We start from the raw sequence: 25739 nt of genomic DNA on the forward strand, positions 1-25739 counted from the left end.
TTAAACCGCGGTGATAAAGGGAAATAAAGCCGGTGATGGACCCTGTCATCAAGCCGTAGCGGCGACCCCAGTGGTCGCCGTTTTTATGGGCTCAGCCGAGCAGGATATAGCCGATGATCAGGGCGGCGATAAAGAGGGTTTCCAGCACCACCAGCAACACCGGTTTCCAGCCCACCGAGAGGATGTCCTTGAGCTGGGTGCGTACGCCGAGGGCGGCGATGGCGGTGAGCAGCAGCCAGGAGGAGCTGCCGGCCAGGGGCTGGCTGACGGCGGTGGGGATCCAGCCCAGGCTGTTGAGCACGAACAGCGCCACGAAGCCGAGCAGGAAACCGGGAATGGCCACGCCCTTGCCGCCCTCGGCGTCGCCGCGGTGGCGGGCCGCGCGACGGATCACGATGCCGATGGCCATGACGATGGGCACCAGCATGGCCACCCGCAGCAGCTTGACGAAGGTGCTGAGATCGCCCACCTCGCTCGACATGCTGTAGCCGGCGCCCACCACCTGGGCCACGTCGTGGATGGTGGCGCCGATAAAGAGGCCGGATTCCTGGGGGCTGAGCCCCAGGCTGGTGCTGATCATGGGGTAGAAGATCATCGCCAGGGTGCTGAGGGTGGTGACGCTGATCACCGTGAACAGGGTGTCGCGCTTGGTCTGCTCGTCCTGCCTGAGCACGCTGCTGATGGCCATGGCCGCCGAGGCGCCGCAGATGGCCACCGAGCCGCCGGTGAGGGTGCCGAAGGCGGAGGAAAAGCCCAGCAGCCGCGCCATCAGGATGCCGAAGCCGATGGTCAGCAGCACCGCCGAGCACACCATCAGCAGCGGCGACCAGCCCAGGGTGAGCACATCGCCGAAGGTGATGCGCAGGCCGAGCATGGCCACCCCCAGGCGCAGCAGGGTCTTGGCGGAAAACTCCAGCCCCGGCAGGCAGTGCTGCTCCTGGCTCAGGAAATTGAACGCCAGCCCCAGCAGCAGCGCCATCAGCATGGCGGGGGCGCCGTACTGCTGGGACAGAAAGCTGGCGGCGATGCCGATGGTGACCGCCACGCAGACGCCGGGAAAGTAGCGTTTTCTCACCTCTTCGATTCGATGCATCATGTCCATTACCTGATTTGGAGTATCCACGGCCATCACTGTCGTCCTTCTGCAAGCGGCGCGCGCCCTGTGGCGCCGATGCCATCATGGTAGGAAGCCGGCCCGGCGGGATCTAATGCCTTATTTCTAGCAGGGCGGTTACTTTTCTGCATAGAATGCCCGGTCGATGGCGGGAACGGAGGGAGCATGGAGAGCAAGTGGCTGCACGATTTCATCGCCCTGGCCGAGCAGGGCAACTTTTCCAAGGCGGCGGAGGCGCGTTTCGTGACCCAGCCGGCCTTCAGCCGGCGCATCCGCTCCCTGGAAAACTGGCTGGGGGTGCCGCTGGTGCACCGGGATCGCCATCCGCTGGTGCTGACCGAGGCGGGGGAGGTTTTTCTCGAGCAGGCCCGGCAGTGGCTGGCCCAGATCTACGGGCTGCGCGGCCAGCTGCGCCAGAGCCTGCATGAACACCAGAGCCTGAGCTTTATGGCCCAGCCCTCGCTGGCGGTGACCTTCTTTCCCGGCTGGATCCACCGGCTGCGGCCCCTGCTGGGCGACAGCCTGATCCGCCTCAATACCGGCCATTACCACGATGCCATCGAGCAGTTTATGGCCGGCTCGGTCGACTTTTTGCTGTGCTTTGCCGGCGGGACGGCCAGCCCGGCGCTGCATCGCCCCGAGGTGGAGCGGCTGGTGGTGGGCCGGGACCGGCTGGTGCTGGTGTCGGCGGTGGATGCGGACGGCGCGCCGCTGCATCCCTTGTCGCCGGACGTGCCGCTGCGGCTGCTGCTCTATCCCCGGGATTCCTTCCTGGGGGCGCTGATCCAGCGGGAGTGCCTGCCGGCGCTGGGCGAGCAACCCTGCCGCCCGCTGTGCGAAAACGCCCTGGGCGAGGGGCTGAAGGCACTGGCCCTGCAGGGGGACGGCGCCAGCTTCCTGCCGGCGGGGCTGGTCGGGGAAGAGCTGGCCCGGGGGCGGCTGGTCGAGCTGCCGTTGCCGGTGCCGGTGCGGCTGGATATCGAGCTGTGTCGGCTGGCGCCGCCCCGCTCCGAACAGGCGGAGCTGTGCTGGCAACAGATCCGGGCGCTGGCCGAGGGCTAGGCTCGCAGCGAGGCCAGCAGCCGGTCGGCGGTTTCCTGCAGGCAGTCCGGGGCGGGGTGCACATGGGCATAGGTGCGCAGGCCGTAGATGCCCACCAGCAGCAGCCGGGCCAGCTGTTCCGGGGTGGCGTCGGCGCGGGCCTCGCCGGCCTGTTGCGCCGCGGCCAGCACCCCGGCCAGGCGCCGCTCCAGATCCTTCAGCAGGGTGCCCAGGCGGGCGGACACTTCCTCGTCCTGCTCGCTTAGTTCCTGCAGGGTCTTGGTCAGCAGGCAGGCCATGGAGTCACAGCTCTGTATCTCGGCCACCACCTGATCCAGATAGCGGCGCAGCCCGGCAAAGGGGGAGACCCCTTCGAAGCAGGCGGCCAGCGCCGCCTGGCGGTCGGCCACATAGTGATCCACCGCCGCCAGCAGCAGCCCCTTCTTGTTGCCGAAGGCGCAGTAGATGCTGCCCGGGTGCAGCCCGGTGGCGGCCACCAGATCCTGCATGGTGGTGGCGGCAAAGCCCTTGTGGCGAAAGGCCTGCATGGCGGACTTTAAAACCTGGTCCCGATCGAAACTTGCTGTGCGCATCGTTATTCTCCCTGTTCCACCCTAGTGTACCCCCGCATGGCGGTGACACCAAAGCATCTTGAATGAGTGTTCAAATAACACTTGAAAACGACGAGGGACGATCCTATCTTGAATGCACATTCAAATAAGAGGACGCCCCTATGACCGCCTATCAACCCCTGTTCGAACCCTATCGCCTGAACGACCGCCTGACCCTGGCCAACCGCATCGTGATGGCGCCGCTCACCCGCAGCATGGCCGGCCCCGGCTTGGTGCCGACCCGGGCCATGGCCGACTACTACGGCCGCCGGGCCGACGCCGGCCTGATCGTCAGCGAGGCCACCATTATCCGCCCCGACGGCCAGGGCTATCCCGATACTCCCGGCATCTACAGCCAGGCGCAGATCGACGGCTGGAAGCAGGTGACGGCGGCGGTGCACCGCAATGGCGGCAAGATCTTCATGCAGTTGTGGCACGTGGGCCGGTTGGCGCACTCCCATTTCACCGGCGAGCAACCGGTGGCGCCCAGCGCCGTCGCCTTCGAGGGCACCCTGCCGCGGATGCGGGAGCTGAGCTACGAGCTGCCCCGGGAACTGGGCCGGGAGGAGATAGCGCAGCTGGTGGCCGACTACGCCCGGGCGGCGGAAAATGCCATCGCCGCCGGCTTCGACGGGGTGGAGATCCACGGCGCCAACGGTTACCTGATCGATCAGTTCCTGCACCATGACACCAACCACAGGGCCGACGACTACGGCCGGACCCCGGAGAACATGAGCCGCTTCGCCCTCGAGGTGGTGGACGCGGTGGCGGCCCGGGTGGGCGCCGACCGCACCGCCATCCGCCTGACCCCGGGTGCCTATGTTCATATGCAGGCGGATGCCCGGGACAGGGCGGTATTCGACCACCTGCTGGGCGAGCTGGAGCGGCGGGAGCTGGCCTACCTGCACCTGGGCATCTTCGACGACAGCCTGAGCTTCGACTTCCTCGGCGGCCGTGCCAGCGAGTACCTGCGCCGCCGGTACCAGGGCACCCTGATCGGCGTGGGCGGCCTGACCCCGCAAACCGCCTCCGAAGGCCTGGCCCAGGGCCGGTTCGAGCTGGCCGCCATCGGCCGGCCCTTTATCGCCAATCCGGACTACGTGCGCCGGGTGCAGCAGGCCGAGCCCCTGGTGGAATACCACCAGGACATGCTGGCCGAACTGGTATAGGAAAAAGGATAGGGCCGGCGGACCGGCCCTCGCTTCAGAGGCTGAATTTCTGCACCATGCGGCCGAGGCCATCCGCCAGCCTGCCCAGGTCTTCCGAGGCGCTCGAGGTCTGGCGGGCGCCGCCAGCTACCGCGTCCGACATCCTGTTGATCTGGCCCACACCGCGGCTCAGCTCGGCGGCGACCGCATTTTGCTGTTCGGTGGCGGCGGCTATCTGCATGTTCATGGCCGTCATCCGCTCCACCGCGGCGCTGATCTGGTGGAGCGAATCCACCGCCTGGCGCGCTTCCTTCACCCCGCCCTGGATCATGTTCCGGCTGTTGTCCATGGCCTGGGTTACCGCCTCCGCCCGCTGCTGCAGGCTGCCGATGGTCTGATTGATGTCGTCTATTGAGTCTTGTGTGCGCCGGGCCAGGTTGCGTACCTCGTCGGCCACTACCGCGAAGCCCCGGCCCGACTCCCCGGCGCGGGCGGCCTCGATGGCGGCGTTGAGCGCCAGCAGGTTGGTCTGCTCGGCGATGTCGCGGATCACCTGCGACACCACCCCGATGCGGGCGCTGTCTTCCCGCAAGGCCTGGGCCAGTGCCCCGGCCTGTTCGATTTCTGCGGCCGCCACCTCAACCTGTTGGGTGGAGTGCAATACCACCTGGTTGCTCTGTGCGGTCTGGCTGGCCGCGTCACGGGCCGCGCCGGCGGCGTCGCTGGTATTGAGGGCAATCTCCTGGAAAGTGGCCTCCATCTGGTGCATGGCGGTGGCGATCTGGGCGATTTCCTGCTGCTGGCCGTGCAGGGCCCCCGACGATTGGGCGGAGAGCTGGCGCAGCTGGCCGGTGGCGCCGTCGAGACGGCTCAAACTGCCGGAGATTTCCTCCACCAGGGTGCGAATACCGGCCTGCATGGCGATAAAGTCATCGGCGGCCTGGCCCAGCTCATCCCGGGAGAAATGGTGCCTGTCCAGCGTTCGGCCCAACTGGCCGCTCTTGAGCAGAGCCATCTGCGCAATCAATAGGCCCAGGGGCAGGCTGATCTTGCGGTTGATGATCATCCCCATGGTCAGCATAAAGGCGGCCAGCAGCAGGCACAGCACCAACACCATAAGGCTGAGGGTGTCGATCACCGCCGACTCCTGATCCTTGATGGTTTCCGCCTCGGCGGCGATCAGGCGCTGGGTGTCACTCAACAGAGTTACTATGGCGTCGAAGGGAGCCAGCATTTCGGTCAGCATCTTGACCCGGGCGGCGTCGATGTTGCCGTTGTCGATCAAGCCGATATAGTCATTCTGCATCCGCTTGTAGTCGGCAATTTTGTCGCGAAAATCATCGATAAAGTGGCGAACATCGGCACTGTCGGCCTGTTGTCGCATGGCCGCCAGATGGCGTTCCACCTGTTCGTCGTTGTGGGTAATCTTGCCCAGGATCTCCGCATGCTCCCGCGGGTCTATGGTCAGGCCGTAGTCGAGGGCGAAGCGGCGGTAGGTGACGGTGCTGTAGCGCAGGTTGGAGATGGTCTGCAGCAGGTTGATATTGCGCTCGACTATGCCCTCCATCTGCTGCTTGATACCCTGCACCGAAAGATAGACGTAAAGGCTGAACGCCAGCACCGCCAGCAGCATGGCGGCGAAAGAACCGGTGAGTAACGCCTTGATGGACAAACGATTGAGCATATCCTTGACTCCGTGGTGGGCAACACCGGGAGTATAAGGAACGGCGATTGAAAGATTAAATTTATAAAATCTCTCGATTCAATCGTTTTTGTCGATGTTACTGTGTATGGCGTCAGTGCCTGGATCGATCCGGCAGTATTCGGGACATCAGTGTCGCTGATGCAGTGCCAGGCCCTGCAGGAAATTGCGCAAGAACTGATCGCCGCATTGCTGGTAGTGCTTGTGGCCGGGTTTGCGGAACAGGGAAGTCAGTTCCGATTTGCCCACATTGAAGCCGGCCTGGGCCAGCATGGCGAGGATGTCGTCTTCCTTCAGTTCCAGCGCCACCCGCAGCTTCTTGAAGACCAGGTTGTTGACAGGCTCGGCGACGGCGGGCCGGGTAACGGGGCCGCCTTCCCTCGGGCCGCGGCGCTGCAGGATCAGGCCGTCGAGAAAGGCCAGCAGCTGCTGATCACCGCAGCTCTGGTAATGGGCTTCGTCTTCCTTGGCCAGCCAGGCCAGCAGTTGTGGCTCGGTGACGTCGGTATCCGCCAGCCGGAACAGGGCGATGGCCTCGGCATCGGGCAGGTTCAGGGCATAGCGAAGGCGGCGCAGGATATCGTTATTGGTCATGGCCGTTTTCCTCCGCCTTGGTGTCGGCTTTCTTCACCCGGATTTTCTGGCCGTCCACTTCGGTGCCGTTCAGGCTCTTGATGGCGGCTTTGGCCTGGGAGGGGTTGGGCATAAAGGCGAAGCCGAAACCTTTGGAATTTTTGGTGTTGGGATCCATCACCAGATGGAAATAATGCACCAGGCCGTAAGGGGCCAACAGGGACAGCACTTTTTGCTCTGTGGTGAGGCGGGACAGGCCCCGGATCATGATTTTCATTGGGTTCTCCAGTACTGCCCTGGGTCGGCAGCGGGTGCGGGGTTGGCGGCGGGCAAGCAGGGCGGGCCGGACGCAAAAGGGCGGCGAGTGTAACAGGTCCCGCCGGCAGCGTCAGCCCCGGCTGGCGTAAAAATCACCAGTTCGGGTGGCGGTTATTTAAAGTACGTGCGGATGTCGGCGGCGGGAGGTGGCGGAGCGAGATCCAGGCCCTGGCCCAGCTCCTCGATCAGCAGCCTGAAGCAGCTCATCCGTGCCTGGTGCTTGCTGTTGGCATCGATGCGGTGCCAGGGCGCCACCTCGCTGTGGGTGCGTTCCAGCATCTCGTCCCGGGCTTGCCGGTAGTCCTGCCATTTTGCCCTGTTGCGCAGATCCTCGGGGGTGAGCTTCCACTGCTTGGCCGGATCCCGGTAGCGGGCCTGGAAGCGGTCGAGCTGGGTGTCGGCGCTGATGTCCAGCCAGATCTTCACCAACCGTACATGTTCGGCGGTGATGGTGCGCTCGAACTCGTTGATCTCCCGGTAGGCCCTTTTCCAGGCGTCCGGCTCGGCGAAGCCCTCCACCCGCTCCACCAGCACCCGGCCGTACCAGGAGCGGTCGAACACCGCCCAGCGGCCCTGGGACGGCAGCCGCTGCCAGAACCGTTGCAGCCAGTGCTGCTCCCGCTCCCGGGCGTCGGGGGCGGCGATGGGCCAGACGCTGAGCCAGCGCGGATCCAGGCACCAGGCCAGCCGGCGGATGATGCCGCCCTTGCCGGCGGCGTCGGGCCCTTCCAGCACGATCACCGCACTCCGTCCCTGGCGGCCCATGGCCTGGTGGATCAGCGCCAGCTGTTTCTGCAGGGGCTTGAGCTCTTCCTTGTGTTGTTGTTTATTCATCTTGTGGTCCTTGTGCCCGCTCGGGGAAAGACTGCCGCAGCAGCCTGGTTTAGGGTAGTTCAGGGTCCGCTACAGCGGCAGGGGGCCGTTCTCCTTGACGGTGCGGATGGCGAAGCTGCTGTCCACGGTTTGGATCATCGGCAGCTTCTGCAGCCGGCGCACCCATTGCTCGAAGCCCTGCAGATCGGCGCTGACCACCTGCAGCAGGTAGTCGAAGGCGCCGGACACGGTGTGGCAGTTGATCACCTCGGGCATGTCCCGCACCGCCTGCTCGAACTGATCCACCAGCGCATCCCGGTGCTGGCTGAGCCTGACCTGCACGAAGATGGTGATGCCCAGCCCCAGCTTGCCCTTGTTCAGGCAGGCCCGGTAGCCCGCGATCAACCCGTCCTGCTCGAAGCGGCGCACCCGCCGGGCGCAGGGGGAGGGCGACAGGCTGACCCGCTCCGACAGCTCGGCGGTGGTGAGTCTGGCGTCCTGCTGCAGGGCATCCAGCAGCAGGCGATCGATGCGGTCCAGTTTGGCGGCGGTCATGGCTTGGCTCTTGTTGCTGTTTGTATGGGTTTTATTGGCTCAGCGAGCCAATAACTGTGGTTATTGTGCGCCACTTTGCCAACATCAGCCAGGCCGACCGGCGCACAATCTAGGCTCTTATCCAGCGGAGTCTGTGCCATGTCCCACGCCACCCTGACCCAAGTGGTTCCCCTCAACGCCAACGCCGCCCAGCGCGGGCTCGGCTACCTGGCCGCCACCGGCACCGTGCTGATCTGGTCGGTCTATTTTCTGTCGCTGCGGCTGGGGGCCCTGTCGCCCCTGGGGCCGCTGGACATCACCCTGTTCCGCTACGCCGTGCCCGGGCTGGTGCTGCTGCCGCTGCTGCTGGCCCGGCGGGCGCGGATCCGGGCGGTGAACCCGTTGTGGCTGCTGGGCATGGTGCTGGGCGCCGGCCTGCCGTTTTTCCTGCTCAGCGTGCTCGGCATGGGGCTGGCGCCGGTGGTGCAGGGCAGCACCCTGATCCCCGGCACCGCGCCCCTGTTCGTGTCCCTGCTGGCGGCCTGGGTGTTCGGCCAGCGGGTGCCGCCCTGGCGCAGGATCGGGCTGGCCACGGTGCTGGCGGGGGTGCTCTGCCTGCTGTGGCAGGGCATGAACGAAAGCGGTGAGCTGGGCCTGGGTCAACTGCTGTTTTTGCTGTGCAGCCTGCTGTGGGCCCTGTTCACCATTTGCGTGCGCCAGAGCGGGCTCCGGCCGCTGGAGGCGGCGGCGGTGGTGACGGTGCCCAACGGCATTCTGGTGGTGGCCTGGCTGCTGTTCGGCCAGACCCCGCTCACCCTGGGCCAGGTGCCGATGCAGGAATGGCTGGCCCAACTGCTGGTGCAGGGGCTGGTGGTGGGCCTGGGCGCGGGCTTTTTGTTCGGCTATGCCATCGGCCGGCTGGGTGCCGAGATCAGCGCCGCCATCGGTTCCCTGACCCCGGTGTGCGCCACCCTGCTGGCCTGGTGCTGGCTGGGCGAGCAAATCACGCCCCTCACCGGCCTGGGCCTGGGGCTGGTGACCCTGGGGGTGATCGGCGCCAGCGGTCTGGTGAGCCGGGCGCGGCAGGAGAACGGCTAGCCCGCTGTCTTGGGGCGCCAGCGGCCCGCCCGCGCCCCAAGAACCGTCGCTGCCTCAGTATTAAGCCAGACGGTGTTCTAGTCCGCGGTTTGGCTATCCCGGCTCAGCTTGAGGTAGACCCCCAGGCCGGCCAGCATGGCCACCGCCGCCATCAGCATCCAGACCGCGTTGATCAGCTGGTTGCCGACGTCGCCGCCGTCGAGCAACGACTTGAACATCAACAGCAAGGCTTCGATGGATACCGCGATGATGATGGCCGCCATAAAGCGGGAGATGGTGCGCCGGGTCGAGTCGTGGTGGTGGATGTCCTTGTTCACCAGCACCTCTTCCTCGAGGATGGTCTTGCCCAGATCGAAGATCGACATGCCCAGGGTGATCAGGATGACGATGCCGAAGGCCCCGGTGGCCACATGGTTGTTTTCGTCGAACAGCGAGAACAGGGATTCCAGCGCCGAATAGAGCAACAGGGCCGCCACCACGATCAGCAGGCCGCCGATAAGGCCGTAGATCCACTGGAAGTAGTGGTGGCAGCGAAAGCGCATCTCGTCGCCGTTGAGGTAGGAGATCAGGCGGCGCAGGTTGAAGTTGATCACCAGGTAGCCGCGATCCCGGCCCTGCTCGTCCACCAGGTGCTGCACCACCGAAATCGCCAGCTGGTGGGTGGCGTTGGACAGGTAGGGGCGGGTGACCACCACGGCGTTGCTGCTCTGCCTGGCGGCCAGGACATAGGGGCGCTGGCTGCGGTCGCTGCCCTTGCCCAGCGAGCGTCGCTTGCGCTCGCTCATGGTGGGGCTGTAGGCGGAGTCCGTCAGCTGGATGCCGTTGCCGTCCAGGCTGTAGAGCAGCTCCACGAAGGGATAGGCCCGGCTGAGGTAATTGATGGTCTGCTGCTGGGCCTGTTGGCTTTGCAGCAACTCCAGCCCGTTCAGGCTGGTCATGATCGACTCCATCAGGCTGTGAATAACGGATTCGTATTGCTGGTACTGTGCCAGCAGGCGGAAATGGTTGTGTGTGCTCACGGCGGAGAAATTCTCTGGGGTCTGGGATTGGGTGGCTGGGAGCACGACTGTAGCGCAGCAAGATGACATTATTCGAGCGCCGAACAAAAAATTGCCGAAAGTTGTGATCTCGCCAGGGGTGGGGGCGCGGTGGCGGGTGGCCATGGGGAACAATATGCCCGTGCGGTAGCACGGGCCGGGAATGATGGGGTTAGCGCGACAGACTGGCGGAGGCCAGCAAGGCGCCGAAGCCGGTCAGCAGCACGCCGAACACCCGATCGACCCAGTGGCGCAGCGCCATCATGCGGGAACGCACTGGGCCGGCCGAGAAGAGCAGGGCCACCAGGGAAAACCAGAGCAGGTGAGCCAGCGAAATAAAGGCGCCGTAGCCGAGCTGGACGGCCAGCGGGGTGCCCGGCTGTACCACCTGCATGAACAGGCTGACGACGAAGACGGTGGTCTTGGGGTTGAGCGCATTGGTCAGGAATCCCGCCCTGAACGCGCCCAGATCCGACAGCGCCGCTGCCGCGCCGCCGTTCCCGTCGTTCTTCCCATCGTCCAGCGGTGTGCTTTTCAGCATCCTGATGCCCAGCCAGATCAGATAGGCGGCACCGGCCAGCTTCAGCAGGTTGAACAGCCAGATCGACTGGGTCATCAACAGGCCCACGCCGAGCAGGGTGTAGCTCAGGTGTACCAGCACGCCCGCGCCGATACCGACGGCAGTCAGCACGCCGGCCCGGCGCGAAAGCAGCAGGCTGTTGCGCGATACCAGGGCGAAGTCCGGCCCCGGGCTTATCACCGCCAGCATGGTTATTGTGATCAAAGCTATCATTTCGGTCATGTTTATCCTCGATGGGTTCGACTATTATCCGCAATATATTGGATGGAGTGGGATAATAAAAACGATGAATACTGACATCTATTGTGAGCAAAACTCACAGAACAAGGGCGCCAGGCTGCCCTCTTTGGCCGCGTTGCGCTGCTTCGAGGCGGCGGCCGGTACCGAGAGCTTCAGCCGCGCCGCCGAGCGATTGAACCTGACCCATGGTGCCATCAGCCGGGCCGTGCGGCTGCTGGAGGATGAATTGGGCGTGGCCCTGTTCGAGCGGAGGGGGCGGCGGGTGTTCTTGACCGACGCCGGCCGTAAGCTGGCCGAGGCGGTACGGCAGGGATTCGGCATGATTGCCGCGACCGCCCGGGAGCTGCGCGAGTCGGGGAAGAGCAGGCCCTTGACCATCTCCTGCGAACCCACCTTGCTGATGCGCTGGCTTATTCCGCGCCTGCCGCAATTCCAGGCGTTGCATCCCGACGTATCGGTCCAACTGGTGGCCGGTGGCGGCCCCGTCGGGTTCGAGGGTGGCATCGACCTGGCCATCAGGCGCAACGATTTCGACTGGCCGGCCCACTACCATGCGGTGCGGCTGTTTGACGAGCGCACCGGCCCCGTGTGCCGTGCCGATCGGATAGCGGAGTTCATCCGGCAGGACGACGATGGCGTGGCGCATCTCCGTCCGGACGCCACCCGCCTCCACTCCCGCACCCGCCCCGAGGCCTGGGCGAGCTGGTGGCGGGGAATGGGCGAAGATAGCGACGAGGCGCCCGGGCAGGTATTCGAGCATTTCTATTTCAGCCTGCAGGCGGCGACAGCGGGCATTGGCGTCGCCATCGGGCCCTGGCCGCTGGTGTGCGACGACATCGACGGCGGCATCCTGGCCGCCCCATTCGGGTTTCGCACCGACGGCAGCGGTTATTATCTGCTGGCACCCAAAGCGTTCGGGCAGAGCAGTTCTCAGGGGTATTTTCAGCGCTGGCTGCATTCCCTGGTATAAGAAGGCAGTCAGGTGGGCATTTTCTTGTTCACTTCCCGATACAAAAGCTCGAGAAAATCCTTCCCAGCAGGTCGTCGGAGCTGAATGCGCCGGTGATCTGGCTGAGTTGCTCCTGGGCCAGGCGCAGTTCTTCCGCCACCAGTTCGCCGGCCATGTACACCTCGAGCTGCTCCTTGGCCATGATCAGGTGCTGATCGGCGTGGTGCAGGGCGTCCAGGTGGCGGCGGCGGGCGCTGAAGCCGCCCTCGGTGCCGCTCTGGTAGCCCATGCAGGCCTTGAGGTGTTCCCTGAGGGCGTCGATGCCGAGGCCGGTCTTGGCGGAAATGGGGTAGACCGGGTGTTCGCCGTCGCTCACCACGGTCAGCGCTTCGCCGCTCAGATCCGCCTTGTTGCGCACCACCGTCAGCCCGATGTGCACCGGCAGGCGGTCGACGAAGTCGGGCCAGATCTCGCGCGGGTGCAGGGCACTGGTGGTGGTGCCGTCCACCATGAACAGGATGCGGTCGGCCTGCTCGATTTCGCTCCAGGCCCGCTCTATGCCGATGCGCTCCACCGCGTCGGTGGCCTCGCGCAGGCCGGCGGTGTCGATAACGTGCAGCGGCATGCCGTCGATATGGATGTATTCCCGCAGCACGTCGCGGGTGGTGCCGGCGATGTCGGTGACGATGGCCGACTCCTTGCCGGCCAGGGCGTTGAGCAGGCTGGACTTGCCGGCGTTGGGCCGGCCGGCGATCACCACCTTCATGCCGTCGCGCATGATGGCGCCCTGGCGGGCCTGGCGCTGCACTTCGGCCAGCCGGTCCATGATGCCGTACAGCTCGCCGGCGATTTTGCCGTCGGAGAGGAAGTCCACTTCCTCCTCGGGAAAGTCGATGGCCGCCTCCACGTAGATGCGCAGGTTAATAAGCGCGTCCACCAGGCCGTGGATATGGGCCGAGAACTCGCCCTGCAGCGACTGCAGCGCCGAGCGGGCGGCCTGCTCGCTGGAGGCTTCGATCAGATCGGCGATGGCCTCGGCCTGGGCCAGGTCCAGCTTGTCGTTGAGGAAGGCGCGTTCGCTGAACTCGCCGGCCCGGGCCGGGCGCAGGCCGGGCAGGGCCAGGATACGGCGCACCAGCATGTCCAGCACCACGGGGCCGCCGTGGCCCTGCAGCTCGAGCACGTCTTCGCCGGTGAAGCTGTGGGGGCCCTTGAACAGCAGGGCGATGCCCTGGTCCAGTACCTGGCCCTGCTCGTCCTGGAACGGCAGGTAGTCGGCATGGCGCACCCTGGGCACCTTGCCGAGCACGGCCTGGGCCACGGCCTCGGCCCGGGGGCCGGAGACCCGGATGATTCCTACGCCGCCGCGTCCGGGGGCGGTGGCCTGGGCGACGATGGTTTCGTTAGACATGCATGACTCCACAACAACAAAAAAGGCGGCCTTCAGGCCGCCTAGTGTATTGGTTTAACGTCTTCCGGGCCAGAGGCCTCAGGACGCGGCCTTGCTGTGCAGGCCTTTCTTCTCCAACTGGCGGAAGATGAACCACTGCTGGACTATGGTGACCACGTTGCTCACCAGCCAGTACAGGGTCAGACCGGCGGGGAACCACAGGAAGAAGAAGGTGAAGATGATGGGCATGAACTGCATCACCTTCTGCTGCATCGGGTCGGTGATGGTGGTCGGGCTCATCTTCTGGATCACGAACATGCTGGCGCCCATCAGGATGGGCAGCACGAAGTAGGGGTCGCGCACCGAGAGATCGTCAATCCACAGGAAGAAGGGCGCATGGCGCAGCTCCACCGACTCCATCAGCACCCAGTACAGGGCGATGAAGATGGGCATCTGTACCAGTATGGGCAGGCAGCCGCCGAGCGGGTTGACCTTCTCCTTCTTGTACAGCTCCATCATGCCCTGGGACATCTTCTGGCGGTCGTCGCCGTAGCGCTCACGCAGGGCCACCAGCTTGGGCTGCAGCATGCGCATCTTGGCCATGGAGGTGTACTGGGCCTTGGTCAGGGGGTACATCAGGCCACGTACCACGAAGGTGGTGAGGATGATGGCCAGGCCCCAGTTGACGGCGAAGCTCTGCAGGAACTGCAGCAGCTTGAACAGCGGCTGGGCGATGAACCACAGCCAGCCGTAGTCCACGGTCAGATCCAGGTTGGGGGCAACGGCGGCCATTTCGTCCTGCAGCTTGGGGCCCAGCCACAGTTTGGCACTCAGGCTTTGTTCCGCCCCCGGCGCTACCGTTACCAGCGGCGCCTTGAAGCCGATGATGGCCTGGCCCAGGTTGTTCAGTGAACGGGTGTACAGCTGGTTCTGCTCGTTTTCCGGGGCGATCCAGGCACTGACGAAGTAGTGCTGCAGCATGCTGACCCAGCCGCCCTGGGTGCTCTGGTTCAGGTTGGCTTCACGCACTTTCTTGAAGTCATACTTGCTGTAGCGGGTGTCGCTGCTGGAATAGGCGGGGCCGCGATAGGCGGCGGCCATCAACATGCCGCTGCCCTTGGCGTCGGGGTCGTTTTCGCTCTGCTTGAGCTGGCCATAGAGCTGGGCCTGTACCGGCTCGGCGCTCTGGTTGTCGATCTGGTAACCCACTTCCACCACATGCTCATTGCGCTTGAGGGTGAAGGTCTTGGTGAACACCACGCCGTTGTCGTTGGTGAAGGTCATGGGCACGGTCAGGCTGTCCTGGCCGTCGGCCAGCCGGTAGCTGGTCTGCTCCACATGGTAGACGGGGCGACCGTCGGCACGGCCATCGGGACCGTCGCGGCCGATCAGGCCGCTCTGGGCCACGTGCACGAAGTTGGGGCTGCTGCTCAGCAGCACGAATTTCTCGTCGGAGTCCAGGGTGCGGTTGTGCTCGAGCAGTTCGGCCCGCACTATGTCGCCACCCTGGGTGTCCACGGTCAGCATGAGCGAATCGGAGCCGATGGTCACCAGGCGGCGGCTGGCGGCCACTGGTGCTTCACCGGTCGGGATTTCACCGCTGGCCTGATCCGCTTCGGGGATGAAGGTCTCATCGCCGAGGCTGGTCTGGCTGCTTTGCGCCGTTTCTGGCTGGGGCGCCTGGTCTGTTTGCCACTGTTGCCAGATGAGGAAGCTCACCAGCAGCAGTGCGATAAGAAGTATATTGCGTTGAGATTCCATAGTTTAGTTTCTTCGCTTGGGTTGCGGGACCGGATCGTGGCCGCTTGGACCTAAAGGGTGGCATTTTAATAGACGTTTGACGGTTAACCAACCGCCTTTTAAAAAACCGTGGAGCCGGATGGCTTCAATGGCGTATTGGGAACAGGTGGGAGTGAAGCGGCACCTGGGTCCGAGCAGGGGGCTGATAACCAGTTGGTAAAGGCGGATAAGGCCTATGCTGAGCCATTGCAGCGGCGAGAAAGGGTGCGCCATAGTCTATCCAGCAGCTCGAACAGTTCGTCATTGGGCACATCCCCTATGCCTTGCTTGGCGATCACTACGATGTCAACGGCGGGCAGCTGGTGTTGCTTGAGGCGGAACGATTCGCGCACCACGCGTTTGACCCGGTTGCGCCAAACGGCTCGCTTGAGCGCTTTCTTGGGCACGGCAAGTCCCAGTCGGGGGTGACCCGGTTCGTTGGGTTTGGCAAGCAAAGTGAGATGGGGAGAAGCGGCTCTGACGGGGTTGTCGAAGACGTTTTTGAATTGTGCGGGAGTTAACAGACGTAACTCCCGTGGAAAGGCATGCCTGGCCATTAGGCGCTCAGACGGGCACGACCTTTGGCGCGGCGGCTGGCCAGTACTTTACGGCCGTTTTTAGTGGCCATACGAGCACGGAAACCGTGGCTGCGCTTGCGCTTCAAATTTGAAGGTTGAAAAGTGCGTTTCATAGTTATTACCGCTGTGTCAGTTTACTGTACAGTTTGACCGCTATGCCGGATAACGCCTGAGCACCACCCGAAACGGCCCCACAAAAGAGGCCGAATTCTAAACAGTTAAGTGCTTGGCGTCAATCGACATAGCATGAATCTCGAAACGGCATTGCCGCATGCTGGCCTTGCCGGATCGATCCCGGATCCATAAAGATCGCGGGGCCTGGATTATACAGGGCCCCGCGGGCTTGGCAACCAAAAGCGCAGCCTGGCTCAGGCACTCGGCAACACCTTGCGCAAAAAGGCACGGGTGCGAGGATCCTGGGGGTTGGTCAGCAGGGTTGCCGGGGGGCCCTGCTCCACGATGCGGCCACCGTCCATGAAGATCACCCGATCCGCCACGTCCCGGGCGAAGCCTATCTCGTGGGTCACCACCACCATGGTCTGGTGCGCCAGCGCCAGCTTTTTCATCAGCCCCAGCACTTCGTCCACCCATTCCGGATCCAGCGCCGAGGTGGGCTCGTCGAACAGCATCACCTTGGCATGGCTGGCCATGGCCCGGCCGATGCCCACCCGCTGCTGCTGGCCGCCGGACAGGGAGGAAGGATAGGCGTCGGCCTTCTCCGCCAGGCCGATATCGCCGAGGATGCGCATGGCCTCGGCGCGGGCGTCGGCCTTGGTTTTTTTCCATACGGTGACCAGCCCCTCGGCGATATTGTCGCGGGCGGTCTTGTTGGCGAACAGGGCATAGTTCTGGAATACGAAAGAGGTGCGCTTGCGCAGCGCTATGGCCTGCTTGCCGCTGTGCCTGGCCAGATCGATACGGAAGCCGTCGATCTCCAGGGTGCCGGCCTCGGGGGTCTCCAGCAGGTTGAGGCAGCGCAGCAGGGTGGATTTACCGGTGCCGGACGGCCCCAGTATCACCACTATCTCGCCTTTGTCGATCGCCAGGTCGATGCCATTCAGCACCGTCTGCCCGTTATAGATCTTGGTCAGGTTATGCAGTTTGATCATGGTGCCCCTAGTATGCCGAGTTCAGGCGCCGCTCCAGCCGCGTCTGCAAATGGGTGAAGAACACCACCACCGCCCAGTAGATCAGCGCCACCGCGATAAAGGCTTCGAAGAACTTGAAGCTGCTGGAGGCTTCTTTCTGGGCCGAGGCCATGATCTCGGCCACCCCCAGGGTGAAGGCCAGGGAGGTGCTTTTGATCATGTCGATGAAGTAGTTCATCAGCGATGGCGTGGCGATACGCGCCGCCTGGGGCAGTATGATGCGTTGCATGGCCTGGCCGCGGGTCATGCCGATACTCATGGCCGCTTCCATCTGGCTCTTGTGGATGCCGAGGATGGCGGCACGGATCGACTCGGCCATGTAGGCGGCAAAGTGCAGGGTCAGACCGATGACGGCGGCGGTAAAGGCATTCATGCCGATGAAGATCGGCATGATCTGCGGCAGGCCGTAGTACAGCAGGAACAACTGCACCAGCAGCGGGGTACCGCGGAAGAAGGAGATGAACAGCTTGGCCAGGGCGTTGAGTCCCGGCGGCTGAAAGGTTCTGATCACCGCCAGCAGCACGGCGATGATCAGGGCGAACACAAATCCCAGCAGCGCCATTTCCATGGTGGTGCCCAGATACTTGAGCAGGATGGGAAACAGCGCCAGGGTATAGTCGAGGTCGAATTGCATGCTTATTTACTGGTGACGTCCGCACCCAGCCATTTTTCGGAAATCTGCGCCAGGGTGCCGTCGGCACGCATCCCGGCCAGAGCGGTGTTCACTTCGGCCATCAGCGCTTGCTGTTCCGGCTTCTTCACGAAGGGGAAGGCGTTTTCCATGGTTTCGAAGGGATGGCCGGCCAGCTGCAACGGCAACCCGGCTTCCTTGATCAATTGCGCAGAGCCGACCCTGTCCATCACGAAGGCATCGATCCGGCCCAGGGCCACGTCCTGTTCCAGATTGGTTTCGTAGGTGATGATGTTGATCTCGTTGTTGGTGTCGTGCTGGCGCATCAGTTGCTCGAAGTTAGAGCCCAGGTTGACGGCCACCTTCTTGCCCTTCAGATCCTCCAGGCCCTGGATGCTGTCGTTGCCCTGCCGCACCACTATCTGGGCACCGTCGTAGACATAGGCATCGGCAAAGTCGTATTTTGCCTGGCGCTCGGCGGTGACGGTGATCTGGTTGGAGATGGTGTCGATACGACCGGTTTCCAGCATGCCGAACAGGCCGGAGAAGTTGGTGGTCACAAACTCCACCTCCCGGCCGATGCGGCTGCCGATCTCGTTCCAGACGTCGACCTCGAAGCCCTGCAGTTTGTCCTGCTGTACGAAGGTAAAGGGGAAGTAGCGGCCGGACATGCCGACCTTGACCGGATCGGCAGCCATGGCCGGGGTAACCAGGGTGGTGGACAGGGCGAGGGCGGCGCCCAACAGTTTGATCTGCTTCAACATGGGATGCTCCAGTAGTAAGAGTAAAGCGCTGATGCTAAGGGAAATCAGGGTTGGAAATAAACCGCTATTTTTTTCTATTGATATAACGACGATTAAATATAGAACGTCTTCTGGCTGGTATCTTGTCCGGTTTAAGGGGCGGAATTAGGGAGAAAAGTGGTGTCGCCACCAGACGGGCGCCGGCAGGCCGGCGCCCGGGATGGCTACTCGGTGATCTTGAAGCTGCCTTTCATCAGGCCGATATGGCCGGGGAAGGAGCAGAAAAAGCTGTAGTCTTCCGCGCTGCTCAGGTTGGCGGTACTGAAGCTGATGGTGCTGCTTTCACCGCCGCCGATCATGTCGGTGTGGGCAAGGATACGTTCATCCTCTGCCGGCAGATAGCCGTTGTCGGCACCGGCGGCGATACCGGCGGTGGCAATGTCCTGCATGTCAGCCGTTTTGCTCAGTACCCAGTTGTGGCCCATGATGTTTTTGGCCAGGTTGCCGCTGTGGTGCAGGGTCAGGGTGACTTCCTGGCAGCTGGCGGGTACGCTCAGTTCCTGCTGGTCGAACTGCATGGCATCGTTGCTGTCGATGGTCAGGGTGCATTCATCCGCCAGCGCGGGGAGGGTGGCGGACAACAGAATGAGTCCTGCCAGGTAGTGGGTCTTCTTCATGCCTTTCTCCTTGTTTGAGGTGGCGACGCCGTCGGCTCAAGGCGGCGGTGAGCCCTAACAGGCTACTATGAAATGGAACTGATAACCATTATCAATGTTGATGTTCGGGGGATGATTTGCCCTGGTTACCGGTTGATAGGGACCGGATCCGCAGCACTTTATTTCACCGGTCAGTCCATCATCATGATGTGGGTAGCTTGTTTATAACGTGGAGGATCCTGTGCATGAGGCTGTGATGATCCGGCATAAGTCAAGGATCATATTTTCCCGGATCGGCGCGATCCGGCTAGAGATCCTGCCCCCGGGTAAGTAGAATAACTGCCCCTTGATTGATCCCTTATGTTCCAGGAGTACTGATGAGCGCTATGCTTTGGCAGCAGTGTCTTAACCGGCTACAAGATGAATTGCCTTCTGCGGAATTCAGTATGTGGATCCGGCCGCTGCAGGCGGAGCTGGGCGACAATACCCTGACCCTGTTCGCTCCCAACCGCTTCGTGCTGGACTGGGTGCGGGACAAGTACCTGCTCCGGATCAACGGCCTGCTCGGCGAGTTTTGCGGCAGCAACTGCCCGCAGCTGAAATTTGAGGTGGGCAACAAGCGGGCTCAGGTCAACCTGGTGGCCAACAACAAGCCCCAGGCCAAGGTGCAGGCAACCCCTTCCTGGATAGAGCAGGCCGAGGACAAGCCGCAGATCAATCACAAGAGCAATATGAATCCGAACTATACCTTCGACAATTTCGTCGAGGGTAAGTCGAACCAACTGGCCCGGGCCGCGGCCCGCCAGGTGGCGGACAACCCGGGCGGGGCTTACAACCCGCTGTTCCTCTATGGCGGCACCGGTCTGGGCAAGACTCACCTGCTGCATGCGGTGGGCAACGGTATCCGTGCCCGCAAAGCGGATGCCAAGGTCATCTATATGCACTCCGAGCGCTTTGTGCAGGACATGGTCAAGGCGCTGCAGAACAATGCCATCGAGGAATTCAAGCGCTACTACCGCAGCGTGGACGCCCTGCTGATCGACGATATCCAGTTCTTCGCCAACAAGGAGCGTTCCCAGGAGGAGTTTTTCCACACCTTCAACGCCCTGCTCGAAGGCAACCAGCAGATCATCCTGACCTCGGATCGCTATCCCAAGGAGATCGACGGGGTGGAAGACCGGCTCAAGTCCCGCTTCGGCTGGGGCCTGACGGTGGCGATAGAGCCGCCGGAGCTGGAAACCCGGGTGGCGATACTGATGCGCAAGGCCGCCGAGAACAACATGCATCTGCCGGACGAGGTGGCTTTCTTTATCGCCAAGCGGTTGCGCTCCAATGTGCGTGAGCTGGAAGGAGCCCTCAACCGGGTGATTGCCAACGCCAATTTCACCGGCCGTGCCATCAATATCGATTTCGTGCGCGAGGCGCTGCGCGACCTGCTGGCGCTGCAGGAAAAACTGGTGACCATCGACAATATCCAGAAGACGGTGGCCGAGTACTACAAGATCAAGGTGGCGGATCTGCTGTCCAAGCGCCGTTCCCGTTCGGTGGCCCGGCCACGCCAGCTGGCCATGGCCCTGGCCAAGGAGTTGACCAATCATTCCCTGCCGGAGATCGGTGATGCCTTCGGTGGCCGGGATCACACCACTGTGCTGCACGCCTGCCGAAAAATCGGCCAGCTGCGGGAAGAGAGTCATGATATAAAGGAAGATTATTCTAATCTCATCCGTACCCTGTCTTCCTGAACCGGAGAACCCCATGCAGTTTACCATCAGCCGCGAAGCGATCCTGCGTCCCCTGCAATTGGTATCCAGTGCCCTGGGGGGCCGCCCCAATCTGCCGATCCTCAACAACATACTGCTGGTGGTGAGCGAGGACTCGCTGTCCATGACCGGTACCGATACCGAAGTGGAGATGGTGGCGCGGGTGCCCTTGGCGTCAGCCGCCGCCGGCCGCACCACGGTGCCGGCGCGCAAGATGCTGGATATCTGCCGGGGCCTGCCCGACGGCGCCGAGCTGACCTTCACCCTGGAAGGGGAACGGCTGCTGCTGCGCTCCGGGCGCAGCCGCTTCAATCTTTCTACCTTGCCGGCGGAAGACTTCCCCAATATCGAGGAATGGAACTCCGAGCTGGAGTTCGATATCAACCAGCAGGCCCTGAAGAAGCTGATCGAATCCACCCAGTTTTCCATGGCCATCCAGGACGTGCGTTATTACCTCAACGGCATGCTGTTCGAAACCGAAGGCCAGTGGCTGCGCACCGTGGCCACCGATGGCCATCGCCTGGCTACCTGCCAGCGCCAGTTGCTGGCGCAGGAGCTGCCGGCCCAGCAGGTGATAGTGCCGCGCAAGGGGGTGCTGGAGCTGGTCAAGCTGCTGGAGCATGAAGACCAGGATGTGCGCTTGCAGATTGGCAAGAGCAACCTCCGGGCGGTGACCCCCGGCTTTATTTTCACCTCCAAGCTGGTGGACGGCCGTTTCCCCGACTACCGCCGGGTGCTGCCGCGGGAATGCGATAAAACCCTGATCTGTGGCCGGGAAGAGCTGAAGCAGGCCTTTTCCCGGGCGGCCATTCTGTCCAACGAGAAGTTTCGCGGCGTGCGCCTGAACATGCAGGAGCAACTGCTCAAGATCACCGCCAACAACCCGGAACAGGAAGAGGCGGAAGAGGTGCTGGACGTGGACTACCAGGGCAGTGAACTGGAGATCGGCTTCAACGTTTCCTATGTGCTGGACGTGCTCGGCACCCTCAAGTCCGACCAGGTCAAAATCAGCCTGAAAGACGCCGGCAGCAGTGGTCTGATTGAAGCGGAAGACAACGGGGATGCGCTTTACGTGGTGATGCCGATGCGGCTCTGAGCATGGCCCTGCTTAATCTACAGCTCAAGGATTTTCGCAATATCCGTCATGCCCGCCTGGTGCCTGCCGCCGGCATCAACCTGCTGGTTGGCCCCAACGGCAGCGGCAAGACCAGTGTTCTGGAAGCCATTCATTATCTGGGGTTTGGGCGTTCCTTTCGCACCCATCTCACCGGTCGGGTGATCCAGCAGGGGGAGCAGGCCTTTACCCTGTTCGCCCGGCTGCAGCGGGATGACGACAGCCTGCCCGTGGGCCTGAGCAAGACCCGCTCCGGCGACACCCGCCTGAAGGTGGCCGGCAGGGCGGCTGAGCGGCTGGCCGATCTGGCGCACATTCTGCCCATTCAGTTGATCCACCCGGAAGGGTATAATCTGTTGACCGGCGGGCCCAAGTTGCGACGGGCCTACCTGGATTGGGGATTGTTTTATTCCCATGCGGGTTTTTTCAGTGCCTGGGGACGGTTTCGCCGCTTGCTCAAGCAGCGCAACGCCCTGTTGCGCCAGCAGCGGCCCTATCGGGAACTGGGTTATTGGGATCCGCAACTGGTGGCGGTGGGTGAGGAGCTGAGTAGCTTTCGGCAGCACTATGCCGAGGCCATCGCACCCGTTATTAAGACAATAGCGGCAGACTTTCTGCCTGAATACGATTTTTCCTTCGATTTTTTCCGGGGTTGGGATCGGCAGGCCGAGCTGGCCCGGGTGCTGGAACAGGGCTTCGAGCGGGATCTGGGGCTGGGGTATACCCAGTCCGGCCCCCATAAGGCCGAGATCCGGATAAAAGCCAGGGGCATGCCGGTACAGGACTTGTTGTCGCGCGGCCAGCTGAAGCTGCTGGTGTGCGCCATGCGCCTGGCCCAGGGACTCTACCTGAAAAGCGAGTCCGGGCAGGACTGCATTTTTTTAATAGATGACTTTGCGTCTGAGCTGGATGAACAAAAGCGCGGCTTGCTGGCCGCCCGGTTGAATGAACTGGGGGCCCAGGTATTTATTTCCGCCATCGATGTGGCCCAGCTCAGTCAGATGATCACACGGGATAACAGTAAGCTGTTTCACGTGAAACAGGGTGAAATCACCGAAACCCAGGAGTGCGAGTAAGCCAATGAGTGAACACACTTACGACTCTTCGAGTATTAAGGTATTAAAAGGTCTGGATGCGGTCCGTAAACGTCCGGGCATGTATATCGGCGACACAGACGATGGCACTGGTCTGCACCATATGGTGTTCGAGGTGGTGGATAACTCTATTGACGAGGCCCTGGCCGGGCATTGCAAGGACATCGTCGTTACCATCCATGCGGATGGCTCTGTTTCCGTGTCCGACGATGGCCGGGGGATTCCGGTCGACATTCACGAAGAAGAAGGCAGGTCGGCGGCGGAGGTCATCCTCACCGTACTGCACGCCGGCGGCAAGTTCGACGACAACTCCTACAAGGTCTCCGGCGGTCTGCACGGGGTGGGGGTCTCGGTGGTGAATGCCCTTTCCGAGAGGCTGCAGCTGACCGTCTGGCGCAGTGGCAAGGTCCATGAGCAGAGCTACCGTCACGGCGAGCCCCAGGCCCCCCTGGCGGCGGTAGGGGAAACCACCAAATCCGGTACCCTGATCCGGTTCTGGCCCAGCCATGAAACCTTTACCGACACCGACTTCCATTACGACATCCTGGCCAAGCGGCTGCGGGAGCTGTCGTTCCTGAACTCCGGCGTGTCCATCCGGCTGCTGGACGAGCGTGACAACAAGGAAGCCCACTTCCAGTATGAAGGCGGCATCCAGGCGTTCGTGGAATATCTCAACCGCAACAAGACGCCGATCCATCCCAAGGCATTCCACTTTGCCACCGAGCGGGAAGACGGCATCGCGGTGGAGGTGTCCATGCAGTGGAACGACTCCTACCAGGAAAATATCTTCTGCTTTACCAACAATATCCCCCAGCGTGACGGTGGTACCCACCTGGCCGGCTTCCGGGCCGCCCTGACCCGTACCCTGAACACCTTTATGGACAAGGAAGGCTACAGCAAGAAAGCCAAGACCTCCGCCTCCGGCGACGATGCCCGGGAAGGCCTGACCGCGGTGATTTCGGTCAAGGTGCCGGATCCCAAGTTTTCCTCCCAGACCAAGGACAAGCTGGTCTCGTCCGAAGTGAAAACGGCGGTGGAGCAGACCATGGCCGAACGGCTGAGCGAGTTCCTGTTGGAGAACCCGAGCGACGCCAAGATAGTGGTCAACAAGATCATCGACGCGGCGCGGGCCCGGGAAGCGGCGCGCAAGGCGCGGGAAATGACCCGCCGCAAGGGCGCCCTGGATCTGGCTGGCCTGCCCGGCAAGCTGGCCGATTGCCAGGAGAAGGATCCGGCCCTGTCCGAACTCTACATAGTGGAGGGTGACTCGGCGGGCGGCTCCGCCAAGCAGGGGCGCAACCGCAAGTATCAGGCGATATTGCCGCTCAAGGGCAAGATCCTGAACGTGGAAAAGGCGCGTTTCGACAAGATGCTGTCTTCCCAGGAAGTGGCCACCCTGATCACGGCCCTGGGCTGTGGCATCGGCCGGGACGAGTACAATCCGGACAAGATGCGTTACCACCACATCATCATCATGACCGATGCGGACGTGGACGGTGCCCACATCCGTACCCTGCTGCTCACCTTCTTCTATCGGCAGATGCCGGAGATCATCGAGCGGGGCTACGTCTATATCGCCCAGCCACCGCTGTACAAGGTGAAGAAGGGCAAGCAGGAGCAGTATCTGAAGGACGAGCCGGCCATGCTGCAGTTCCAGACCAGCCTGGCACTGGATGGCGCCGCCCTGCACGTCAACGAGTCGGCCCCGGCCATCGCCGGCGATCAACTGGAAAAGCTGGTCAACGATTACCGCAAGGTGCAGGAGCTGATCGTACGCTTGTCCCGCCGGGCGCCGGAAGTGGTGCTCAACGAGCTGATCTACCAGCCCGAACTGAGCCTGGAGGCCCTGACCGACGAGGCCCAGGTGCAGGCCTGGGTGGCGGCCATCAACCAGTCGCTGGAAAACAACAACACCAACGGTACCCAGTACCTGCTGGACTACCGCTTCTTCGAGGAGCGCCACTGTTATCTGCCCCAGGTGAAGGTACGCCAGCACGGCATCGAGCGGGAATTTCCGATCAGTTATGACTTTTTCGCTTCCGGTGAATACCGCAGCATAGTGGCCCTGGGCAAGGGCATCGCCAGCCTGATCGAGGAAGGCGGCTATGTGAAGCGGGGTGAGAAAACCAAGCAGGTGGACAGTTTCGCCGAAGGCCTGGAATGGCTGATGAGCGAGAGCAAGCGCGGCCTCTATGTGCAGCGCTACAAAGGACTGGGCGAGATGAACCCGGACCAGCTGTGGGAAACCACCATGGACCCGGGTACCCGCCGCATGCTGCGCGTGACCATCGAAGATGCGGTGGCCGCCGACCAGCTGTTCTCCACCCTGATGGGTGACCACGTGGAGCCCAGGCGCGAGTTTATCGAAACCAACGCCCTCAAGGTGGCCAACCTGGATATCTGAATCCGCATCCCCCTTGTTGCTAGCGCGCCGCCCACCGGGCGGCGTTTTTATTGGTGATTTGAAATATTCCCTGGTGTCCCGGGAGGTCATTGCCGACTCCATCGAGGCGGTGGCCGGTTGCGAGGGCTTTGACGGCCTGGTGGCCATCGGTGGCTGCGACAAGAACATGCCTGGCTGCCTGATTGGCCTGGCCCGGCTCAACCGGCCGGCGGTGTTCGTTTACGGCGGCACCATAACCCCCGGAGACAACCATACCGACATTATCTCGGTGTTCGAGGCGGTGGGTTCACATGCCAAGGGCGACATGACGACCATAGAAGTGAAGCGAATCGAGGAGACCGCCATCCCGGCCCGGGATCCTGCGGCGGCATGTACACAGCCAACACCATGGCCTCGGCCATCGAGGTGATGGGCATGAGCCTGCCGGGCAGCTCGGCCCAGAATGCCACTTCGGACACCAAGCTGAAGGACTGCCGGCAGGCGGGCGAGGCGGTGCTGCGGCTGCTGAAACACAACATTCGGCCGTCCGACATCATGACCCGAGCCGCGCCCGGCATCCCAGGGGGCGGTAACCGACGCCCAGGAGGACGGCCATTGAGCGAGCAAAAAATTATCGATTTGTGCTTGAAAGCGCAAAAAGCCATCCCTATATCTTTTAGTGAACAAGGCGGGTCGCTCGATTGA

General features: G+C 62.8%; 26 protein-coding genes and 1 pseudogene. 9 read left to right on the forward strand and 18 right to left on the reverse strand.

The window, feature by feature from the left end:
- Nucleotides 1-91: 91 nt before the first annotated feature.
- Entirely contained in the window at nt 92-1096 is a 1005-nt protein-coding gene (locus tag JKV55_RS18780; RefSeq protein ID WP_237333001.1) for a YeiH family protein, read from the reverse strand.
- A gap of 183 nt (nt 1097-1279) precedes the next feature.
- Between JKV55_RS18780 and JKV55_RS18785 the strand changes: the two genes are divergently transcribed.
- Entirely contained in the window at nt 1280-2176 is an 897-nt protein-coding gene (locus JKV55_RS18785) for a LysR family transcriptional regulator (protein WP_202088579.1), read from the forward strand.
- On the opposite strand, the gene JKV55_RS18790 is transcribed toward JKV55_RS18785, so the two are convergent.
- Nucleotides 2173-2748: a TetR/AcrR family transcriptional regulator gene (locus JKV55_RS18790; protein WP_202088581.1), complete on the reverse strand. Its 576-nt coding sequence runs from the start codon at nt 2746-2748 to the stop codon at nt 2173-2175. The genes JKV55_RS18785 and JKV55_RS18790 overlap by 4 nt on opposite strands.
- Nucleotides 2749-2888: 140 nt before the next feature.
- Between JKV55_RS18790 and JKV55_RS18795 the strand changes: the two genes are divergently transcribed.
- A complete protein-coding gene (locus tag JKV55_RS18795; RefSeq protein WP_202088583.1) occupies nt 2889-3935 on the forward strand; it encodes an alkene reductase in 1047 nt (348 codons plus the stop codon).
- 34 nt (nt 3936-3969) lie between these two features.
- Here JKV55_RS18795 and JKV55_RS18800 read toward each other — a convergent pair whose 3' ends face one another.
- From JKV55_RS18800 to JKV55_RS18820, 5 genes are all read right to left on the reverse strand, one after another.
- Entirely contained in the window at nt 3970-5598 is a 1629-nt protein-coding gene (locus tag JKV55_RS18800) for a methyl-accepting chemotaxis protein (protein ID WP_202088585.1), read from the reverse strand.
- A gap of 147 nt (nt 5599-5745) precedes the next feature.
- A complete protein-coding gene (locus tag JKV55_RS18805; protein ID WP_202088587.1) occupies nt 5746-6210 on the reverse strand; it encodes a YehS family protein in 465 nt (154 codons plus the stop codon).
- On the reverse strand, nt 6200-6466 hold the full coding sequence (locus JKV55_RS18810; protein ID WP_202088589.1) for an RNA recognition motif domain-containing protein: 267 nt from the start codon (nt 6464-6466) through the stop codon (nt 6200-6202). The genes JKV55_RS18805 and JKV55_RS18810 overlap by 11 nt, the downstream gene beginning before the upstream one ends.
- A 152-nt stretch (nt 6467-6618) precedes the next feature.
- Nucleotides 6619-7341, reverse strand: coding sequence for a polyphosphate kinase 2 family protein (locus tag JKV55_RS18815; RefSeq protein WP_202088591.1), 723 nt, complete (start codon nt 7339-7341; stop codon nt 6619-6621).
- A 69-nt stretch (nt 7342-7410) separates the two neighbouring features.
- Nucleotides 7411-7875: an Lrp/AsnC family transcriptional regulator gene (locus JKV55_RS18820; protein WP_202088593.1), complete on the reverse strand. Its 465-nt coding sequence runs from the start codon at nt 7873-7875 to the stop codon at nt 7411-7413.
- 138 nt (nt 7876-8013) lie between these two features.
- Between JKV55_RS18820 and JKV55_RS18825 the strand changes: the two genes are divergently transcribed.
- Nucleotides 8014-8952 carry a DMT family transporter gene (locus JKV55_RS18825; RefSeq protein ID WP_202088595.1) on the forward strand — a complete coding sequence of 313 codons (939 nt, stop codon included), beginning with the start codon at nt 8014-8016 and terminating at the stop codon, nt 8950-8952.
- Between the two features lie 77 nt (nt 8953-9029).
- On the opposite strand, the gene JKV55_RS18830 is transcribed toward JKV55_RS18825, so the two are convergent.
- Together JKV55_RS18830 and JKV55_RS18835 are read right to left on the reverse strand one after the other, a co-directional pair.
- The gene (locus tag JKV55_RS18830) at nt 9030-9971 is read right to left on the reverse strand and encodes a PDC sensor domain-containing protein (RefSeq protein ID WP_202088596.1); all 942 of its coding nucleotides are present in this window, start codon (nt 9969-9971) and stop codon (nt 9030-9032) included.
- A 190-nt stretch (nt 9972-10161) separates the two neighbouring features.
- Nucleotides 10162-10791: a LysE family transporter gene (locus JKV55_RS18835; protein ID WP_202088598.1), complete on the reverse strand. Its 630-nt coding sequence runs from the start codon at nt 10789-10791 to the stop codon at nt 10162-10164.
- 64 nt (nt 10792-10855) lie between these two features.
- Here JKV55_RS18835 and JKV55_RS18840 point away from each other — a divergent pair, with 64 nt between their 5' ends.
- A complete protein-coding gene (locus tag JKV55_RS18840; RefSeq protein ID WP_237333002.1) occupies nt 10856-11779 on the forward strand; it encodes a LysR family transcriptional regulator in 924 nt (307 codons plus the stop codon).
- A 28-nt stretch (nt 11780-11807) separates the two neighbouring features.
- Here JKV55_RS18840 and mnmE read toward each other — a convergent pair whose 3' ends face one another.
- From mnmE to azu, 9 genes are all read right to left on the reverse strand, one after another.
- Nucleotides 11808-13169, reverse strand: coding sequence for a tRNA uridine-5-carboxymethylaminomethyl(34) synthesis GTPase MnmE (mnmE, locus tag JKV55_RS18845; protein ID WP_202088600.1), 1362 nt, complete (start codon nt 13167-13169; stop codon nt 11808-11810).
- A 78-nt stretch (nt 13170-13247) separates the two neighbouring features.
- The gene (gene yidC, locus JKV55_RS18850) at nt 13248-14909 is read right to left on the reverse strand and encodes a membrane protein insertase YidC (protein WP_202088602.1); all 1662 of its coding nucleotides are present in this window, start codon (nt 14907-14909) and stop codon (nt 13248-13250) included.
- Between the two features lie 3 nt (nt 14910-14912).
- Entirely contained in the window at nt 14913-15161 is a 249-nt protein-coding gene (gene yidD / locus JKV55_RS18855; RefSeq protein ID WP_176442004.1) for a membrane protein insertion efficiency factor YidD, read from the reverse strand.
- Nucleotides 15122-15484, reverse strand: a complete 363-nt coding sequence (gene rnpA / locus JKV55_RS18860; RefSeq protein WP_202088604.1) for a ribonuclease P protein component — start codon at nt 15482-15484, stop codon at nt 15122-15124. The genes yidD and rnpA overlap by 40 nt, the downstream gene beginning before the upstream one ends.
- A complete protein-coding gene (gene rpmH, locus JKV55_RS18865) occupies nt 15484-15618 on the reverse strand; it encodes a 50S ribosomal protein L34 (RefSeq protein ID WP_082633349.1) in 135 nt (44 codons plus the stop codon). The genes rnpA and rpmH overlap by 1 nt, the downstream gene beginning before the upstream one ends.
- A 255-nt stretch (nt 15619-15873) precedes the next feature.
- Nucleotides 15874-16614 (reverse strand): amino acid ABC transporter ATP-binding protein, encoded by a 741-nt coding sequence (locus JKV55_RS18870; RefSeq protein WP_202088606.1) that lies wholly within the window; start codon nt 16612-16614, stop codon nt 15874-15876.
- Between the two features lie 7 nt (nt 16615-16621).
- Nucleotides 16622-17287: an amino acid ABC transporter permease gene (locus JKV55_RS18875; protein WP_202088608.1), complete on the reverse strand. Its 666-nt coding sequence runs from the start codon at nt 17285-17287 to the stop codon at nt 16622-16624.
- Between the two features lie 2 nt (nt 17288-17289).
- A complete protein-coding gene (locus tag JKV55_RS18880; RefSeq protein ID WP_202088610.1) occupies nt 17290-18048 on the reverse strand; it encodes an amino acid ABC transporter substrate-binding protein in 759 nt (252 codons plus the stop codon).
- A gap of 203 nt (nt 18049-18251) precedes the next feature.
- Complete coding sequence (azu, locus tag JKV55_RS18885; protein WP_202088612.1) at nt 18252-18704, reverse strand: azurin; 453 nt, start codon at nt 18702-18704, stop codon at nt 18252-18254.
- A gap of 356 nt (nt 18705-19060) precedes the next feature.
- Between azu and dnaA the strand changes: the two genes are divergently transcribed.
- The 5 genes and pseudogenes from dnaA (at nt 19061) to JKV55_RS18910 (ending at nt 25739) form a co-directional block, all read left to right on the forward strand.
- A complete protein-coding gene (dnaA, locus tag JKV55_RS18890) occupies nt 19061-20425 on the forward strand; it encodes a chromosomal replication initiator protein DnaA (RefSeq protein ID WP_202088614.1) in 1365 nt (454 codons plus the stop codon).
- Between the two features lie 13 nt (nt 20426-20438).
- Nucleotides 20439-21539 (forward strand): DNA polymerase III subunit beta, encoded by a 1101-nt coding sequence (dnaN, locus tag JKV55_RS18895; protein WP_202088615.1) that lies wholly within the window; start codon nt 20439-20441, stop codon nt 21537-21539.
- A 2-nt stretch (nt 21540-21541) separates the two neighbouring features.
- Complete coding sequence (gene recF, locus JKV55_RS18900) at nt 21542-22633, forward strand: DNA replication/repair protein RecF (protein ID WP_202088616.1); 1092 nt, start codon at nt 21542-21544, stop codon at nt 22631-22633.
- Between the two features lie 4 nt (nt 22634-22637).
- Nucleotides 22638-25055 (forward strand): DNA topoisomerase (ATP-hydrolyzing) subunit B, encoded by a 2418-nt coding sequence (gene gyrB / locus JKV55_RS18905; protein ID WP_202088617.1) that lies wholly within the window; start codon nt 22638-22640, stop codon nt 25053-25055.
- Between the two features lie 109 nt (nt 25056-25164).
- Nucleotides 25165-25739, forward strand: a pseudogene (locus JKV55_RS18910) (dihydroxy-acid dehydratase domain-containing protein).

It is taken from the genome of Zobellella iuensis, assembly GCF_016746085.1.
Lineage (GTDB): Bacteria > Pseudomonadota > Gammaproteobacteria > Enterobacterales > Aeromonadaceae > Oceanimonas > Oceanimonas iuensis.

Excerpts from the sequence above, each read along its gene's own strand:
- JKV55_RS18835 (WP_202088598.1), bottom strand. The coding sequence starts at position 10,791 with ATGACCGAAATGATAGCTTTGATCACAATAACCATGCTGGCGGTGATA.
- JKV55_RS18875 (WP_202088608.1), bottom strand. The coding sequence starts at position 17,287 with ATGCAATTCGACCTCGACTATACCCTGGCGCTGTTTCCCATCCTGCTC.
- JKV55_RS18880 (WP_202088610.1), bottom strand. The coding sequence starts at position 18,048 with ATGTTGAAGCAGATCAAACTGTTGGGCGCCGCCCTCGCCCTGTCCACC.
- JKV55_RS18790 (WP_202088581.1), bottom strand. The coding sequence starts at position 2,748 with ATGCGCACAGCAAGTTTCGATCGGGACCAGGTTTTAAAGTCCGCCATG.
- JKV55_RS18825 (WP_202088595.1), top strand. The coding sequence starts at position 8,014 with ATGTCCCACGCCACCCTGACCCAAGTGGTTCCCCTCAACGCCAACGCC.
- rpmH (WP_082633349.1), bottom strand. The coding sequence starts at position 15,618 with ATGAAACGCACTTTTCAACCTTCAAATTTGAAGCGCAAGCGCAGCCAC.
- JKV55_RS18815 (WP_202088591.1), bottom strand. The coding sequence starts at position 7,341 with ATGAATAAACAACAACACAAGGAAGAGCTCAAGCCCCTGCAGAAACAG.
- JKV55_RS18840 (WP_237333002.1), top strand. The coding sequence starts at position 10,856 with ATGAATACTGACATCTATTGTGAGCAAAACTCACAGAACAAGGGCGCC.
- JKV55_RS18820 (WP_202088593.1), bottom strand. The coding sequence starts at position 7,875 with ATGACCGCCGCCAAACTGGACCGCATCGATCGCCTGCTGCTGGATGCC.
- yidC (WP_202088602.1), bottom strand. The coding sequence starts at position 14,909 with ATGGAATCTCAACGCAATATACTTCTTATCGCACTGCTGCTGGTGAGC.
- azu (WP_202088612.1), bottom strand. The coding sequence starts at position 18,704 with ATGAAGAAGACCCACTACCTGGCAGGACTCATTCTGTTGTCCGCCACC.
- JKV55_RS18810 (WP_202088589.1), bottom strand. The coding sequence starts at position 6,466 with ATGAAAATCATGATCCGGGGCCTGTCCCGCCTCACCACAGAGCAAAAA.
- mnmE (WP_202088600.1), bottom strand. The coding sequence starts at position 13,169 with ATGTCTAACGAAACCATCGTCGCCCAGGCCACCGCCCCCGGACGCGGC.
- dnaA (WP_202088614.1), top strand. The coding sequence starts at position 19,061 with ATGAGCGCTATGCTTTGGCAGCAGTGTCTTAACCGGCTACAAGATGAA.
- gyrB (WP_202088617.1), top strand. The coding sequence starts at position 22,638 with ATGAGTGAACACACTTACGACTCTTCGAGTATTAAGGTATTAAAAGGT.
- JKV55_RS18800 (WP_202088585.1), bottom strand. The coding sequence starts at position 5,598 with ATGCTCAATCGTTTGTCCATCAAGGCGTTACTCACCGGTTCTTTCGCC.
- JKV55_RS18780 (WP_237333001.1), bottom strand. The coding sequence starts at position 1,096 with ATGATGCATCGAATCGAAGAGGTGAGAAAACGCTACTTTCCCGGCGTC.
- JKV55_RS18805 (WP_202088587.1), bottom strand. The coding sequence starts at position 6,210 with ATGACCAATAACGATATCCTGCGCCGCCTTCGCTATGCCCTGAACCTG.
- yidD (WP_176442004.1), bottom strand. The coding sequence starts at position 15,161 with ATGGCGCACCCTTTCTCGCCGCTGCAATGGCTCAGCATAGGCCTTATC.
- JKV55_RS18795 (WP_202088583.1), top strand. The coding sequence starts at position 2,889 with ATGACCGCCTATCAACCCCTGTTCGAACCCTATCGCCTGAACGACCGC.
- recF (WP_202088616.1), top strand. The coding sequence starts at position 21,542 with ATGGCCCTGCTTAATCTACAGCTCAAGGATTTTCGCAATATCCGTCAT.
- dnaN (WP_202088615.1), top strand. The coding sequence starts at position 20,439 with ATGCAGTTTACCATCAGCCGCGAAGCGATCCTGCGTCCCCTGCAATTG.
- JKV55_RS18870 (WP_202088606.1), bottom strand. The coding sequence starts at position 16,614 with ATGATCAAACTGCATAACCTGACCAAGATCTATAACGGGCAGACGGTG.
- rnpA (WP_202088604.1), bottom strand. The coding sequence starts at position 15,484 with ATGGCCAGGCATGCCTTTCCACGGGAGTTACGTCTGTTAACTCCCGCA.
- JKV55_RS18785 (WP_202088579.1), top strand. The coding sequence starts at position 1,280 with ATGGAGAGCAAGTGGCTGCACGATTTCATCGCCCTGGCCGAGCAGGGC.